Raw genomic sequence first — 15,987 nt, 5'->3', positions numbered from 1 at the left:
ATACATGACAGATACCCGACGCGGCATATTCCTGGTCACCGGCGGCAGCCGCGGCATCGGGGCGGCATGCGCCCTGCGGGCCGCGCGCGACTGGCCGGTAGCGATTTTCTACCGGGAGCGCACCGAAGAGGCGCGGCAGGTGGTCAGCGCCATCGAAGGTGCAGGCGGCACGGCCATGGCAGTCCAGGCGGATGTTGGCGACGAAGCCTCCCTGATGCGCGCATTTGAAACGGTGGACAAGGCAGGCCCGCTTGCGGTGCTGGTCAACAATGCCGGCGTGACGGGCGGTGTGTCGCGTGTTGATGCGGTGACTGCAGATATGCTCCAGGAGGTGTACAGGATTAACGTGATCGGCGCATTTCTCGCTGCACGCGAGGCCGTGCGGCGCATGTCCACGCGGCAGGGCGGACAGGGCGGGGCGATCGTCAACATGTCGTCCGGCGCGTCTGTGCTTGGCTCGCCGAACAACTGGGTCCACTATGCGGCTTCCAAGGGTGCTATCGACACCATGACCATCGGCCTTTCCAAAGAGGTTGCTGCGGATGGCATTCGCGTCAATGCGGTTCGTCCTGGACTCGTCGATACCGAGATACAGCGCCGCCGCAGCGCCGAACAGTTGCAAAAGATGGTCGGTGCTGTCCCGATGGGACGCATGGGAACCGCCGAAGAAATTGCCGAGGCTGTAGTGTGGCTGGCATCCCCCGCGGCCGGGTATGTCACGGGCTGCCTGCTGGATGCACGCGGAGGCTTGTAGCCGTTTCCCGGTACTCGCTCAAGGGGAAAAGGCGCTTGATCAGGCTGTGTAAAAAGTAAGGCCGACTAACTTCGGAGAGTTGGTCGGCCTTTTTTAATGACACCTGGAAGCCACGCTCGCAAAATGAGAAAGGGATGAGGTACCCCCTAAAAACTCATTTCCTCGACTTTTTGCACAGCCTGTTGATGCGCCTTTTTGCGGGACCTGAGCCTTCGGCTTTCAGACACTCATGCAGATGTACTTGAGTTCCAGGTAGTCATCGATTCCATAGTGGGAGCCCTCTCGTCCCAAACCCGACTCCTTCACGCCGCCGAAAGGTGCGACTTCCGTCGAAATGAGGCCGGTGTTCACGCCGACTATGCCGTACTCCAGGCCCTCGGCGACGCGCCATACGCGGCTGATGTCCCGGCCGTAAAAATAGGACGCCAGGCCAAACTCGGTGTCGTTGGCCATCGCGATCGCCTCGGTGTCATCCCGAAAGCGGAACAGCGCAGCCACGGGCCCGAATGTTTCTTCACGCGCGATTTTCATGTCGGGCGTCGCGTCCAGCAGAATCGTCGGCTCGTAAAAGCACGGGCCACGGGCGTGGGGCTTTCCGCCGAGAATCACGCGAGCGCCTTTGGCCACGGCGTCGTCGACATGTTCCTGTGCCTTTGCAACGGCCTTGCGATCGATCAGTGGGCCAAGCGTGACGCCCACCTCGCGGCCATCGCCCACCTTCAGTTGCGACACCCTGGCCGCCAGTTTTCTGGCGAACTCGTCATAGACGGACTCCTGAACCAGCAAACGGTTGGCGCAGACGCAGGTCTGGCCCGCATTGCGGTACTTGGAAGCGATGGCGCCTTCAACCGCCGCATCGAGGTCGGCGTCGTCAAAGACGATGAAGGGCGCGTTGCCGCCCAGCTCCATGGAGGTTTTCTTCACGGTCTCGGCACATTGCCGCAAGAGCACCTTGCCGATCTCTGTCGAGCCCGTGAAGGTGACCTTGCGCACGATAGGGTTCGAAGTCATCTCTCCGCCAATGCCCGATGCGCTGCCGGTGACGACGTTGAAAACGCCGCGCGGCACACCTGCGCGCTCGGCCAGTTCAGCCAGAGCCAGCGCCGAAAACGGCGTGGCGGTGGCAGGCTTGAGGACCATCGTGCAGCCGGCGGCCAGCGCGGGACCTGCCTTGCGCGTGATCATGGCTGACGGAAAATTCCAGGGCGTGATTGCTGCGCAGACGCCTATCGGTTCCTTGATGACGACGATGCGCTTGTCGGCCTGGTGGCCCGGAATCGTATCGCCGTAAATCCGTTTGGCTTCTTCGGCGAACCACTGCAGGAAGGACGCCGCATAGGCGATCTCCCCGCGTGATTCGGCCAGCGGTTTGCCCTGCTCTCTGGTCATCAGCACGGCCAGATCCTCCTGATGCTCAAGCATCAGCTCATACCAGCGGTGCACGATGGCCGAGCGCTCCTTGGCTGGCAATGCGCGCCAGGACGGCAAGGCCGCATCTGCTGCAGCGATGGCCCGGCGGGTTTCTGCGGCGGCCATCTCCGGCACTGTTCCGATCACTTTGCCGGTGGACGGGTCCGTGACATCCAGTGCCCGGGCGTTGTCCGCTGCATGCCAGGCGCCATCGACGTAACACTGCTGGCGAAACAGCGCCGGGTCGTTCAACCGGATGATGTCCTCATGTTCGCCCATCAGATCAGCCCCGCGCGCTTGAGGACTTCGTCGAGCCGCTTTTCAAGCTCTGGCGTAGCCGGCAGCATGGGCAGGCGGTGTTCGTTGCGCTCGACGATGCCGAGGCGCTTCATCATGTACTTCAGCGGGATCGGGTTGGTGTCGTAGAAGATGGAGTGATTCAGACCGTACAGGTCGAAATGCAGCCTGCGCGATTCCTTCATGTCGCCTGCCAGTGTGGCATTGCACAGGGCTGCGATGCGGTCGGGAACCAGGTTGGCGACGGCATTCATCGTGCCGTGCGCGCCCAGCGCCATCATAGGGTAAGTGAACTCTTCCAGGCCTACAAAGATCCGGAATTCAGGACCGAGGGTCTGGATCATGCTGGTGACAAAACCATGGTCGTTCACCGCATGCTTGATGCCGACGAAGTGCTCGACCTTATCGGCAATTTGCCGCAGCGTATCGATCTCGACCGAAACGGCCGTACGCCCGGGAATGTGGTAAAGCAGCAAAGGCAGATCCGTGCGCTTGCCGATGTCTTCGTAGTAGGCCACCAGCCCGCGCTGCGAGGGGCGAATGTAGTAGGGCGTGACCACCAGCAGTGCGTCGGCTCCGGCTTTGGTGGCGAACTCCGTGAGCTCCACTGTTTCCGCATGCGATTGCGATCCGGTTTGCGCCACCACGGGAATACGTTTGCCGACGACCTCGACAGCGCACTTGACCAGCTGGTTGCGCTCGTCTATGGTGAGCGTCGACGGCTCGGATGTGGTTCCATTCACGACGATGCCGTGCGTCCCGTTTTTTACCTGGAACTCCAGCAGTTTTGCGTAGGTGTCGAGATCCACCTTGCCATCGCGGAAGGGCGTGGTGATGGGCGGGTAGGACCCGACGAGGAAGTCGGACTTCAGCTTGATCATTGAAAGACTTTCAGGATGGAATCGAAAATTCGAAAATTGGGAACTTCAAAAAACGGACGGCACTGGCAATGACAGTTCCAGTGCGTTGCACAGCGTGGCAATGCCCATGAAGCGAGTGATTTGCAGCAAGGCTGTGGCGGTTTTCTGGGCTCCCAGAATGGCTGCAGCTGCTGCTACAGCTGTCTGGCAATCCTTGCCATGCGCCCCGGAGACGGCCAGCGCTAGTTCGCGTAGCGCAGCCTCTTCGACGCTCAGGCAGGCCATGTCTGCCCCGGCACGGCCCTCGGCAGCCGCGATCCAGTCTGTAGACAATCCCAGCCGGACACTTAGGCGCTCATGCTGGATTCGTTCATAACTGTCACCCAGTGCGGCACAAACCGTTAGTGCCAGCACTTCGTTTTCGCTGTCCGCGAGTGGCGCCTTGACGGCTTTCGTGTAGCCCATGAACGCGGAGACCGCGCCAGGTACTGCGCTGAACACCTGAAAGAATTCGCCGAAGTAGCCTAGCCGGGCGACGGTGGGTTCCAGCTCGGCGCGCAATTCAGGCGCTATCTCGTCCAGCGAGAGGCGCTTCAGTCCGTCGGCGTTCATAGTCCCATGGCCTCGCGGTAGTACTTGTAGAAGGCGCGAATCAGCACTTCGGTGACCATGTGGTCCTGCGGCTGGACATCGCGTCCGCCCATTTCGAGCACTGCGCTGTAGGCATCTGCATGGTGTGCGCCGCCCTGCGACTCAGCCAGCACCTCGCCGTCTTCCATGGCGACGTAGCCAGCAGGTCCGTACAGGTTGGCGTGACGCACGCGCAGGCGGGTCATCTCGTCGCTATCGTCTTCGTAGCCAAAAAACGTCCACGCCAGTTCGAAGGAATCGATTCCCTTGGGGATGATGTGCCGCATGCCGAAGGTGTTGGCCTGCTGGTGAATCACGACACTCGGAAAGTGCGTGATGGCAACCACCTGGCCGTCGGAAAATTCGCTGAGCGGGGTCACCGTATCTGCGTCATGCAGCTCCAGCGCATCCTTGAACCGGGCAATATCGGCGTTGACATCGGTTTTTTTCTTGCCCACATTGCGCGACACCATGAGACTGTGGCCGGACACCGCGGGCAGCGATTCCGACTGCGTATCCGCGCGCCAGAGACCAAACGTGATCAGGAACGAGTGCAGCAGCGTGGCGTGGTATGGGTCCTTCAGGTTTTCGAAGTACAGCTTCCAGTTGCTCGGAATCAGCTGGCGGTTGTAGCCCAGCAGCTTGAGCTTGCGGCCGGGAAAGTGGCGGTGAATGTGGGCCATGACCTCGGGGCCGCTGTATTCCGCAAACGACGGTGGCGCCGGGTGAAAACTCGCCCAGATGGTGCCGTTCTCGATGTGGACCTGCAATCGCGTCAGGCCATGGTTGGCGTTGTCGAAATCGGACGGCATGCCGCCTTTTTTCAACACGCCGCGCTTGAGCGGCACGCCCTGCAGCTTGCCATCCAGCGCGAAGTTCCACTGGTGGTACGGGCAGGTGAACGACTCTTCCTTGCCCTTGTTTTTCCAGCACAGGCGGGCGCCGCGGTGGGCGCACCGGTTTTCCCAGATGTGGACTTCGTCGTTCTCGCCGCGCACCACGACGACCTGCCGCTCGCCGATCCAGCTGCGCTTGAACGAGCCTTTCTCGGGAATCTCGCATTCAAGCGCCACGTAGTTCCAGCTGCGCCCGTAGAAAAAAAGGTCAAGCTCGCGCTGGTAAAGGTCAGGATCGGTATACACCCAGAACGGTACGCGCGACCAGCCCTCCTTGGGCCAGGCCTTGCTATCTACTTCTGCATTCAGGCTTTTTCCCATGCTTGTCTCCTCATGTCTTCTGTTCAAACCGGCACGATCAGTGAGCGCCGGACGTGGTGGTTGTCGTAGACAGCCAGGTGTTGCCTGAATTTCAGCTGGCCATCTACGCGCACGAGGATGCCCAGATACTGGCCGACCAGGAACAGGGTTGGGTCCTGGTCGGACATGGCTTCCGTGATCAGGAAGTTGGCGCTGACATGCAGTTGCCCATCAACCACCGCCATCACACGGACCCCGCTGATGAAATGGCGCCACGCCCGCGGTACGTAAACCTGCGTCTGCCGTAGCGCGATCACCCGGTCACGCACCATGGCAATGCCGTCGCAATAAATGGTGGCCTGCGGCAGGCCTTCGGTGAAGTTCTCGCGCGAGACCACCTGGTAGGAGCAGTCATCGATGAAGAAGTCCGGGAAGCGCTCAACCTGGTCGTCGTCCAGGTGCCACGCCACGTCTTCGTACAGTGATCGGACGTCCTCCGTGAGGACGCGCAGGTCAGCGGCAGCCGGCAAATTGCCTGACGTCAGGGTTTCCAGTCTTTCGATCATGGCCTCAGGCGGCTTTCAGCTGGCTGGTCAGGTTGGTCTGGATGCCGCCGTCGTTGGAGCCGAGCTTGTGGATGGGCTCTTTCAGGGTCTCCTGCCAGAGCAGCGATTCCATGGCGATGTGCAACGGATGGTCCTGAATGGTCAGGGCGACGAAACCCTCCTCGCGTGACGCATGGTTGTGGACCGACCAGCCGGGGGCTGAAAAGTGCAGGTCGCCTGCTTCCCATTCGATTTTCTGACCGTTGACCACGCTTTTGCCGTGGCCCCACATGATGTAGTTGATGGCTACCGAGCTGTGGCGATGCGGTTTGTCGACCTTGCCTGGCGGCAGCTTGGCGATGGTGGCAAAGAAGCTGTGCGAGGTGCCGATGCGGCGCTCCGTCGCAGGGTTGTACAGCACGTACAGGTGGCGGCCGGTGTAGGCCTTGTCCATTCCGTAGACGTTCTCCAGGTGCGGCGAGATCTCTTTCCAGGGCCAGTGCAGCGCTTTGGACTCCACTGTGTCGATGTCGACCAACCATTCGTAGCCCAGCATCTGCGCGCCGACGCTGCCGATGGGGATGGGCTTTGCCATGTCGCGCGCGCGGGGTCCGGCTGCGGCGGTAGCGTCGGCTGGTCCGGCTACCGCGGCTTCCTTGATGGATGCGCCGGGATTGAGATCGGCATAGTGGACTTCCAGCTTTTCAAGCAGCGGCGCGTTGCTGTAGGACAGGCGCACGAAGAGGTCCGTAGATTCATTGCGATAGCTGAACGGTTCCATCGACGGGGTGTTCCAGACGTCGAATTTTTCCGCCTTGAACTGGGTTTGGCCGATGGTGACCACGCCATTGCCACGGATGCACATGTCGACGCGGCTGGAATTGCGCATCACAGGGTCGGTCTTTTCGCCGGGCTTGAGCACTTCGATGTGCACGTCGATGCCCGGCGCAAACGCCGGGACCGGGCCTTGGTTCATCGGATGGTTGATGGAGGCGGCGCGTCGCCCGTTGGCGGGACGGGGCAGGCTGGCTAGCCGCTCGATTTCGGCCTCGATGGCGGCGCGCGGAAGAACCACGGTAGGCCAGAAAGCCTGTTCACGCACCGGGGCGCCACTCACGTCGACAAGTTTGATTTGCTGTTCCATGTGAAGTCTCCTTGTGGTTGTCTCGTCAGGGTTGTTGTGTCTGCCGGTTTAGGTCGGCTTTTTTTGAACTCACGTTTAGCTTCTGGCCCGTTCCCTCAGAAACGCAGGGGCGATGCGTCCATGAGCGGCATGCTCTTGCCGATGTCGGCCTTGCGTGCCCGCTCATACGCCAGCATGGCGACTGACAGGTCGGAAATGCCCATGCCCATGGACTTGAACATGGTGAGGTCGGTGCCAGCAGGCGGACGGTCGCCGTCCGCGATCATTTTGCCCAGCGAATGGACACGATTCCATTGGCCTTTTCCCTCACCTTTCTCGAAAAAGTCGATCAGTTCGCGTGACGCCTTCTGCACGCCCGCTACGTCATCGACGGCGATAAACCCGGCACGCGCCACCACGTCCTGGTGAAGTTCGGCATTGGCTGGCAGGATCGCGCCCACCGCGTTCAGGTGCACTCCGGTTGGCAGCATACTGCTTTTTAGGAAGGCATCCTGCGCGCGGGTGACGACCGTCACGATGGTTGCGCCTTCGGTTGCAGCTTCGATGCTCTGGGCCTCCACCACCTCCGCGCTGAACTTGTCGCGCAGTTGCGCGGCAAATGCCTGGCGCTTTTCGGGCGTCGGGCTCCAGACCCGAATCCGCGCGAGCTTCCGCACGGCGTTGACTGCGGCTACCTGTGCCATGGCCTGACGTCCTGAGCCAATGATCGCCATATCGTTGGCACCTTCACGCGCAACCCATTTGGTGCCCAGGCCTGTCATGGCCGAGGTGCGCAGCTGACCGAGCGAGTTGGCCTCCATCATTGCAAGCAGTCGGCCTTCGACTGCGTCAAATAACACGAACACTGCCTTAGCGCCACGCTTGGTGTGGACCCAGTTCTTGTAGCCGCCGTAGCCCAGGGTAGGAAGGGCTGAGCCCAACGAGTGCATGGACGAGCCATCGCCATAGGCCGCCAGGGCTTTTGGGATATTTAGTCCTTCGCCTTTACCCTGCGACCGCAGGCCCGCCTCAAGCGCCGTTATGGCGTCGTCGAGCGAAATCAGCGACGTGACATCCTGCTCGCTCAACCAGATTGCTGTTTTTGTCATCAATGCTCCTGTGAAATGTTGTCGTCTGCCACAGGGTTGCGTAGCACGCCCAACCCTGTGATCTCTACTTCGAATACGTCGCCGGGGCGCAGCCAGCGTTGTGGCTTTCGCGACAGGCCGACCCCTGCCGGTGTACCGGTGGCGATCACGTCCCCCGGCACCAGTTTGGTGAAGGTGGACAGGTAAGCGATAAGGCGCGGGATGCTGAAGATCAGCTGATCGAGCGTGTCCCGCTGCACCACCTCCTGGTTGAGGCGACCGATGATCTCCAGCCGACTGACGTCGCCCACTTCTTCCGGCGTGACGAGCCATGGGCCGATTGCACCGCTGTGAAAGAAATTTTTGCCCGGTGTAGCCTGTGCCGAATGGCGCTGCCAGTCGCGCACGGAGTTCTCGGCCATGCAGCTATAGCCAGCTACATGTTGCATGGCCTGTTCTTCGGGAATGCGCCGCCCGCCGCGGCCGATGACGACCGCCATCTCGGCTTCATAGTCAAACTGCTCCGACTCCGGCGGACGCAGGACAGCGGCGCCCTGGCCCACGAATGAATTGGGATAACGCACGAACACCGACGGGTTCGATGGCACTGCCATGTTGACTTCCTGCGCATGCAGGTAGTAGTTCAAACCGATGCAAAGGATTTTTTCCGGTTGTGGAATCGGTGGGAGCAGTTGCACACCGGCCAACGGGATTCCGGCATCTTGGGAGCGGGCCTCCAGCCTTTGCCGCAACCCCTCTACCCCTTCGGCGGCAAGCGCCATGCGCAGCGTGGGCGCTTCGTGCGTTGCAAGATCAACCAGGCGGTCTCCGTCAAGTGCTCCATAAGAGGCCTTCTTTCCGTGGGTGCCTGGTTCGATGTAACTGAGCAGCTTCATGTTGTCTCCTCTGTATGCCCAGACCGATATGCGGCCAGGGCAGGAGCATGAGTTTCCGGTGGTTGGGGCTACGGCGCAATGCCGTGTGCGGAAAAGGATTTGTTCCGGAGACCACCGGTGCACCGTCATAGCTGCGGGACATTCAATGAGCGTCCTGGTCACCTGATCTGTTTGAAACTATCATCCGGCCGCGGATCGCCCGGCAAAGGCAAATAACACTCCAAGGAGACACCCATGCGCGCAGCCATTTACGAAAAAACCGGGGCAGCCCGGGACGTCATCTCCATCGTCGAGCTGGAAACGCCACAGGCCGGCGAGGGCGAAGTCCGTATCCAGTTGCATTGCAGCGGGGTCAATCCGTCAGACGTGAAATCGCGGTCCGGAATGCGAGTCATGGCCTTCCCCCGGGTTATCCCGCACAGCGATGGCGCGGGTGTGATCGACCAGGTAGGCGAGGGCGTGGACCGGGCCCGTCTTGGTGAACGGGTATGGACATGGAATGCGGCGTGGAATCGCCCCTGCGGCACGGCGGCCGAATATATCGTGCTGCCGGCGACGCAGGCTGTGCGCTTGCCGGACGGCGTCGACATGTCGACCGGCGCATGCTTGGGTATTCCCGCCATGACCGCATTGCACGCCATCCAGGTCTGCGGCGGCGTTTCGGGACAGCGCGTCCTGGTCCCGGGCGGTGCGGGCGCGGTGGGGCACTATGCCGTCCAGATGGCCCGGCTGCTCGGCGCACGCCAGGTACTCACGACCGTCAGCAGTACGGAGAAAGCGCTGCTTGCACAACAGGCTGGTGCTGACGCCGTCATCAATTACCGCACGGACGATGTGGTCGCGCGGGTGATGGATGCGACAGAAGGGGATGGGGTGGACCGGATCGTGGAAGTCGACTTTGCAGCCAACATCGAAACTAGCCTGAAGGTGCTGAAACCAGATAGCCTGGTTGTCACCTACGGCAGCGGTGCGGCTGACATCAAGGCGCCCTTCTACCAGCTGGTACTGAAGAATATTGGCCTGAAGTTCTTCATCCTGTATAACCTTGATGTTGCATCACGGCAATCTGCCATCCGCCAGCTGACGGACATGCTGGAAAAAGGCTGCTTGAAGCACAATATTACAGCCAGCTTTCCGCTCCATGAAACTGCTGCCGCCCACGAATTGGTTGAACAGGGCAGGGTGGCTGGCAATGTCGTGATAAAAACGAGCGAACCCAAGGCGTGAAGTCCGAGGCTGCTGTGACCACGCTTCCTGCAATCCGTGCCCACATGTCGAATCAACCCAACCAAATTCCAAACGCCAAGCTGGAAAACCCCTTCGAGGATTTGACGTCCTTGCGGATTTTTTCGCAGGCCGTGGAATTGGGAAGCTTCTCGGAAGTCTCTCGGCGCATGGACGTCACGCCGGCCATGGTCAGCAAGCGCGTGGCCAACCTCGAGACCCGGCTCGGGCAAAAGCTACTCATCCGCAACACCCGCCGCCTGATGGTTACGGAAGCCGGGCAACTGCTTTACGACCACTGCACACGCGCCCTCACTGCGCTGGACCAGGCTGCTGCGGACATCTCCAATCTGCATGACCAGCCCACCGGCCACCTGCGCATCACCGCGCCACTGATGCTCGGAGCGGCGCGCATCGCACCGCGCCTGCCGGAGTTTCTCAAACAGCATCCGCAGCTGACCATGGATCTGAACCTGTCCATCGACAAGATCGATCTCTACCAGCAGCGTATCGACGTGGCCGTGCGCATCGCCGATGCAGTGGACCCTGGCATGGTGGCCATCAAGCTGGCGCCTTACCGCCGCGTGTTCTGCGCATCGCCCGAGTACCTCGCCCGGTTCGGAACGCCCAGGTCACCCGAAGATCTGGTCAACCACAACTGCTTGATTTCCCGCGGCGTCACGCTCAACAGCCGCTGGCCCGTCAAGCGCGGCGATGTCATTGATGAAGTGGCGGTCCAGGGAAGCCTTATCTGCGACAGCGGCGGCGTAATCAGGCTGGCTACGCTGGCCGGGCTGGGCGTGGCTATGACGTCCAAGCTCCTGGTGGAAGATGACCTCCGGGAAGGCACATTGGTGCAGGTCATGTCGGAGTTCATTCCACAGCATCGCGCCATTTACGCCGTGCTGCTACAACGTACCGATTCATCACGCAAACTGGCTGCCGCAGTCGAGTTCCTTAAGGAGTGTTTCGCAGGCATCGAGTGAACGCGTGGACCGGGCCATGGCGCGTCGTGTCCTCTGTTTAGCTCATCTTGTTTAGCGGGATCGACGCGTCCGCCAGCGCAGCCGCATCTGGTGATGCGCCGGTCGCGATGAGCTTTTTGCTCGCCCGCACGTCCTTCGCGGCGTTGAGTCCCACTACCCCTCGAATCCGCCCCTCACGCAGGTAGAAGTGGATAAGCCGCAGGTCGTCGCCGGGTGTGCCGACGGCTCCGCGTGTCACCACCTGGTCCGCATCGCAGATCACGCCCTGTATCTGCAGATTGACTCCGAACTGGTCGGACCAGAACCATGGAATGGGGTCGTGCACCACCGCGCGGCCCATGGCCGAAAGAGCCGCCGCGATGCCTTGCTCTTGTGCGTTCTGCCAGGACTCCAGGCGGCCGCTGCAGCCCATCCAGCTGTTGGGGCTGACGGCTACGTCGCCCGCCGCGAAGATGTCGGGGTCGCTGGTGCGGCAGGACGCGTCGACGACGATTCCGCCCGCACATTCGAGACCCGCCGCGCTGGCCAGTTCATCATTGGCGATCATGCCGATCCCCGCAACTACAAGGTCCACGGCCAGCGTGCTTCCGGCGTCCAGCGCAGGTGACAGCCGGACGTCGACACTGCCATCCGGCTGTTTTGAGGCCGATGAAACAGCCGTGTTCAGCATCACGCGCACCCCTTGCCGGCGATGCAGTTCCAGTAGCCAGGTCGATACGTTCTCAGGAAGTGACCGTGCACACAGCCTGTCGCCGGCCTCCACCAGCGTGACTTCAAGTCCGAGTTCGCGCGCCGTCGCGGCCACCTCCAGCCCGATCCATCCACCACCGATGACGAGCAGCCGACGCGCTGATTGCAAGCGTTCACGCAGGCGCAAGGCATCGTTAATGGTCCGCAGCGCCTCGCAGTTTTCACCCATCCCTTTAGGGATGAGGGTGCGCGAACGGCCGCCGGTACAAAGGATCAACCGGTCCCAAGGCAGACTGGTGCCATCGTCCAGTACCAGCGTACGTGCCTGCCGGTCCAGGGTGCGCGCGCAACGGCAGGCCATCCAGCCGATGTCGAGCGCGGCCCAGTCGGCATCGGGGAACAGATGCGTGGACGCTGGCTCCGCTGTGCCGAGCAGCACGCTTTTCGAAAGGGGCGGCCGTTCGTGGGGAGGCCACGATTCGTCACCAACCAGCGTGATGGTTCCGGCAAAGCCCTCCTTGCGCAGGGTTCGCGCGGCCCAGCCCCCGGCCTGTCCGGCGCCGACGATGACGACGCGGGCGTCGGATGCCAGGGGCCCCGGGTTGTTTGTCTCTTGCATGTGTAGTGATCCAGCTTGATGAGCGCCAAATCTTAGGCGTTCAACCGGCCACGGCTGAGTAGCGGACTGGAACAACTTCTTTTCCGCCCAGTGCATTGCCGAAAGATGGATTCGCAAGCAACATGCTCCCGACAAATGCGGGTCAGATTCAGGCGACAAGTCGAAGCAGCCACGCCTGCGTAATCAAAAAAACGGAGACTGTATGAGCGAAAACTGGATCGACATCTGCGCGACCGATGAACTACCCGACGACGACGTGAAGGGTGTGCAGGCTCAAGGGCGCGACATCGCGCTCTACCACGTGGAGGGCGAAATCTTTGCCACGGACGGCGTCTGCAGCCATGGCCATGCCAGGCTCTGCGATGGCTACCTGGAAGGCCACGAAATTGAATGCCCCCTTCACCAGGGTCGCTTTGACGTTCGGAACGGAAAGGCCATGTGCGCACCCCTGACGACGGATATACGGATCTACCCCGTCAAAAAGGACAACGGTCGGGTGCTCGTGCAAATGGGATGAGGACTGGTGGTCTAGGTGCAAAAGAGGCAATTACTGCCGGCAAACCCAGCTGTGGCATGTAGCGGCTGGCGAGATTCGGAAGCGTGAACAAAGTCCATTAGAGTACTTCTCCGCGGGTTGTGGTGGAATAGGTCGGGATCCCGCGCGCTCACTAACCGATTCGGGGCACGGCGCCCCATAGAAGCTTCCTGAGCGCCCACGCGACGACGACTTCGAGGTGCGACCTACCGTCGAGCACGTTCGGGCTTGGGAGGCTCGACCGACCTTGAAGCTAACTGGCACAAACGGCTTGATCGGGCTGGCTGTAAGAATATGGTGCTGAAGAGACATGGCCGAACTTGTTGTACGTCTTGCAGCTGTTGCGCCGAAGAAGCTGTAAGCCTTGCCACTCTAAAGACCCCAAAGTGGCTTGGCGACTGAATTCTTCGCCACCGTACCACACGAAGCTGCAACGCCGGAAATTCCTTCAAAATCAAGAAGTTCGAACATTTCGGATATCGGTGTTTCAGCTGGTTGACGCTGGTCAACGCCTTTCGTGCGCACTCGACCACGCGTTTCTTCGCGACTGCGGCGCAGTAGAGTGGCGCCGTAAAGAGCCGTGCGAAGCGGGAGAATGCGGAGATTTACTGGGGCGACGAGACCGGCTGCCTTGCGTTGCTACAGTCAGCGCGCGAGCAGCGCGATGTGTCACTTGAGCACTAGGTGAGTCTGAGACAATAGGTTGTCACTACTGTGCCCACGACCAAACAATGCCCAAATCAATCCCACAGAACGAACAAGAGATCGCAGACCGCGTACTAATCTTACTGTGTTAATAAATCCAGACGTTATGTGCGCTTGCTAGAGGCAAAGGATTCTCGCGCAGGTCGCTGATGGAATCTGGAGCGGATTTGGGATCGAACGCGTGGGGGGCTATGGCTTGCGCGGCGCTTCGGCATCAAAGAGCCGTTCTGTCGCTTCCTCCCAAGCCTGCATGAGCTTCTTCGCTTTGCGATGGTTGGCGATGGCGAGCTGCAGGATGGCGGCTTGTTCGGGCGAGACCGTGCGGTGAACAAGCTTGCCGCCCTTCATGTGCCCCCACTCAAAGTACGGGCCGTGGCGAGCGCTCGGGTCCTTGGCGCAGCGGCAGCCCGGCTTGCCGCAGACCTTCGTGCGTTCTAGCAGTGTCCCGGAGCACAGATAGTCGATCGCACTGAGGGCGTCTCGAATTCGCGCGATGCGCTCGCGCGCCTGCTTGATGATGGTCTTGGGTCGATGCGACATGGAGCTTTACTTTCGACAGTCTTTCGCTATTATTAGCGACAGAACGACCGACGTACAAGTTTCTTACGCTCGTATAGGCTGCTGAAATTGACGCCATATGGGCCTTCTCCACCTGCGCAACGAAGGGAGAACCTTGATGGAAGATTTGCTTGAGTTCGAGCGGTATATGGCCCATCTGAACGAAGGCCTGGGCCACGCAGACCGGCACGCGGGGTTGCGTGGGTACTGCACGGGGCTGATGTCGCCGCAGTCACGCAAGAGCGTGGAGCCGATGGCCGCGCACGTGGAGCCGCTGAAGGTGCGCTCGCGCCACCAATAGCTGCACCACTTCGTGGCCGATGCGAATTGGTCGGATGAGCAGATGCTGCTGCGGGGTCCCCTCGTTTTCAGTGCAATAACTGGCGGTACGCAAACCCAGCACTGGCGCGGGGGTGGTATTGGTAGATCGTTGATTCTGTTGGCTTTCCTGTTCGCTTTCCAAACGGGTATCGTGGCCTCCCACTAATGGGGTACACGATGCAGGGCTGGCAGACGACGTTTTTGGGGATGCGCGAGCTTCCACGCGATATCAGCGACTTCGAGATAAAGGCGTTTTTCACCTTCGATGGTGCTGAGCGCGAGGCAATCAATGCACGCCGGGGCGATGCCCACAAGCTGGGTCTGGCGCTTCATATCGGTTTTCTGCGCATGAGTGGCCGTTTGCTCTATGCATTTCGGGTGGTTCCCGTAGCCTTGTGGCGCCACCTGAGCGACGAACTTGGCATTGTCGCCCCGGAAGTTGCTTCGCTGCGAACGCTGTATGGTCGCGAGAAGACACTGTTCGATCACCAGCAAGTGGCCTGCACGGTCCTTGGTTTTCGGTGGATGAGCGAGCACCAACGCCGCTCCCTGGTGCGTGAACTGCGGGATGAAGTGGCCCGCTGCGCCGATCGCGATCAACTGCTCGCGCGGGCCCGCCAATGGCTATACAAGAATAAGCTGGTGATCGTGCATGAGCGGGCGATTCGGTCTTTGATTGCTAGCGCACTTACTCAGCTCGAAGCAGAAACAGGCGCAACAATTGCCGCCGGCGTCGATCCGGCAATCCTTGATCGTTGGCGGGCATCGGTCGCGGAACTCCGCCCTGATGGCCAAACCCAGCAGAGTTGGCTATGGTCGGCACCGGCCAAGCACTCAACCCGCCAAATCAGCGAGGTACTTGAACGCGTCGATCTGCTGTACGCGCTGGACGTTCACAAACACTTGGCAGACATCCCCGATCTCATCTTGCGCCGGTACGCGCGTCGACTGGTTTCCAGGCCACCGTCTGCCGGGGCCAAGATCAAGGAACCAGCGCGCACGGTGGAGATCGCCTGCTTCCTGCGCTATTGCCTGTTCACCACCACGGACCAGTTGATCTTGATGGGTGCAACGCCGGATTGCCGATCTGTGGCGCCAGGCCGCTGCCGAGGTCCCAGCCACCGTCAACTGGGCGGCGATGTACAAAACGCTACTGGCCGAACTCGTGGCCTTGAGCGCCCAGGGCGCGGTGCCCGACGCAGCACTGCGTACCCGTCTTGAGGCCTTGGTTNTGATTGATGCCATTCGCCCCGTACGCTCACTGCTTGTGGCAATTGCAAAGCTTCCATGGCAAGCCACCGGAGAGCATCCCACCATCGACGCCCTGACGAAATTGAGCGCCTATTACGCCAGTAACACCAGAAAGTTGCCGGATGGCGTTGTCGCGCCAGGCCTGGGGAAGGTCTGGCAAGCCGCCATATCCAGCCCAGACCGGGAACGGGCGTTTCGGGCATTGGAGGTTGCCAGCTTGTTTGCCCTGCGTCGTGCTGTGCGCAATGGATCGGTCTGGATCGAGCACAGCCTGAGTTTTAGGGGCCGTGCACGCCTGT

General features: G+C 60.8%; 14 protein-coding genes and 2 pseudogenes. 6 read left to right on the top strand and 10 right to left on the bottom strand.

All coding sequences use genetic code 11. From position 1 onward, the window contains the following. Positions 1-4 precede the first annotated feature (4 nt). A complete protein-coding gene (locus ACFQND_RS01930) occupies positions 5-754 on the top strand; it encodes an SDR family oxidoreductase (protein WP_377412089.1) in 750 nt (249 codons plus the stop codon). Between the two features lie 219 nt (positions 755-973). On the opposite strand, the gene gabD is transcribed toward ACFQND_RS01930, so the two are convergent. The 8 genes from gabD to ACFQND_RS01890 all read right to left on the bottom strand — a co-directional run bounded on the left by gabD (position 974) and on the right by ACFQND_RS01890 (position 8,799). Then, positions 974-2,443 (bottom strand): NADP-dependent succinate-semialdehyde dehydrogenase, encoded by a 1,470-nt coding sequence (gene gabD / locus ACFQND_RS01925; protein ID WP_377412086.1) that lies wholly within the window; start codon positions 2,441-2,443, stop codon positions 974-976. Next, entirely contained in the window at positions 2,443-3,342 is a 900-nt protein-coding gene (gene dapA, locus ACFQND_RS01920) for a 4-hydroxy-tetrahydrodipicolinate synthase (protein ID WP_377412083.1), read from the bottom strand. Before dapA ends, gabD begins: the two co-directional genes overlap by 1 nt. 45 nt (positions 3,343-3,387) lie before the next feature. Further along, complete coding sequence (locus ACFQND_RS01915; protein ID WP_377412080.1) at positions 3,388-3,933, bottom strand: hypothetical protein; 546 nt, start codon at positions 3,931-3,933, stop codon at positions 3,388-3,390. Further along, on the bottom strand, positions 3,930-5,168 hold the full coding sequence (locus ACFQND_RS01910) for an aromatic ring-hydroxylating dioxygenase subunit alpha (protein WP_377412077.1): 1,239 nt from the start codon (positions 5,166-5,168) through the stop codon (positions 3,930-3,932). Before ACFQND_RS01910 ends, ACFQND_RS01915 begins: the two co-directional genes overlap by 4 nt. Before the next feature lie 23 nt (positions 5,169-5,191). Further along, complete coding sequence (locus ACFQND_RS01905) at positions 5,192-5,713, bottom strand: aromatic-ring-hydroxylating dioxygenase subunit beta (RefSeq protein ID WP_377412073.1); 522 nt, start codon at positions 5,711-5,713, stop codon at positions 5,192-5,194. 4 nt (positions 5,714-5,717) lie between these two features. Then, entirely contained in the window at positions 5,718-6,836 is a 1,119-nt protein-coding gene (locus ACFQND_RS01900; protein ID WP_377412070.1) for a cupin domain-containing protein, read from the bottom strand. Positions 6,837-6,931: 95 nt separating this feature from the next. Next, complete coding sequence (locus ACFQND_RS01895; protein ID WP_377412067.1) at positions 6,932-7,924, bottom strand: ornithine cyclodeaminase family protein; 993 nt, start codon at positions 7,922-7,924, stop codon at positions 6,932-6,934. Then, positions 7,924-8,799: a fumarylacetoacetate hydrolase family protein gene (locus ACFQND_RS01890; RefSeq protein ID WP_377412064.1), complete on the bottom strand. Its 876-nt coding sequence runs from the start codon at positions 8,797-8,799 to the stop codon at positions 7,924-7,926. The genes ACFQND_RS01895 and ACFQND_RS01890 overlap by 1 nt, the downstream gene beginning before the upstream one ends. 234 nt (positions 8,800-9,033) lie before the next feature. Between ACFQND_RS01890 and ACFQND_RS01885 the strand changes: the two genes are divergently transcribed. Together ACFQND_RS01885 and ACFQND_RS01880 are read left to right on the top strand one after the other, a co-directional pair. Beyond that, complete coding sequence (locus ACFQND_RS01885) at positions 9,034-10,026, top strand: NADPH:quinone reductase (RefSeq protein WP_377412061.1); 993 nt, start codon at positions 9,034-9,036, stop codon at positions 10,024-10,026. Between the two features lie 44 nt (positions 10,027-10,070). Continuing rightward, positions 10,071-11,009 (top strand): LysR family transcriptional regulator, encoded by a 939-nt coding sequence (locus ACFQND_RS01880; protein ID WP_377412059.1) that lies wholly within the window; start codon positions 10,071-10,073, stop codon positions 11,007-11,009. Between the two features lie 37 nt (positions 11,010-11,046). On the opposite strand, the gene ACFQND_RS01875 is transcribed toward ACFQND_RS01880, so the two are convergent. Further along, complete coding sequence (locus tag ACFQND_RS01875) at positions 11,047-12,318, bottom strand: NAD(P)/FAD-dependent oxidoreductase (RefSeq protein WP_377412056.1); 1,272 nt, start codon at positions 12,316-12,318, stop codon at positions 11,047-11,049. Positions 12,319-12,520: 202 nt separating this feature from the next. On the opposite strand from ACFQND_RS01875, the gene ACFQND_RS01870 reads away from it, so the two are divergent. After that, a complete protein-coding gene (locus tag ACFQND_RS01870) occupies positions 12,521-12,835 on the top strand; it encodes a non-heme iron oxygenase ferredoxin subunit (RefSeq protein ID WP_377412053.1) in 315 nt (104 codons plus the stop codon). A 912-nt stretch (positions 12,836-13,747) separates the two neighbouring features. Here the strand turns inward: ACFQND_RS01870 and ACFQND_RS01865 are convergent. Then, positions 13,748-14,098: a DUF6788 family protein gene (locus ACFQND_RS01865; RefSeq protein WP_377412050.1), complete on the bottom strand. Its 351-nt coding sequence runs from the start codon at positions 14,096-14,098 to the stop codon at positions 13,748-13,750. A 136-nt stretch (positions 14,099-14,234) separates the two neighbouring features. Here ACFQND_RS01865 and ACFQND_RS01860 point away from each other — a divergent pair. Both ACFQND_RS01860 and ACFQND_RS01855 read left to right on the top strand, forming a co-directional pair. Further along, positions 14,235-14,414 (top strand): annotated as a pseudogene (locus tag ACFQND_RS01860) (transposase); the annotation flags it as partial. Positions 14,415-14,614: 200 nt separating this feature from the next. Beyond that, a pseudogene (locus ACFQND_RS01855) lies at positions 14,615-15,987 on the top strand (DUF4158 domain-containing protein); the annotation flags it as partial.

This window comes from Polaromonas aquatica (genome assembly GCF_042659145.1).
Classification (GTDB): domain Bacteria; phylum Pseudomonadota; class Gammaproteobacteria; order Burkholderiales; family Burkholderiaceae_C; genus Polaromonas; species Polaromonas aquatica.
The sequence above is the reverse complement of the archived record's forward strand: the minus strand, read 5'-3'. Positions and strand labels throughout refer to the sequence as shown.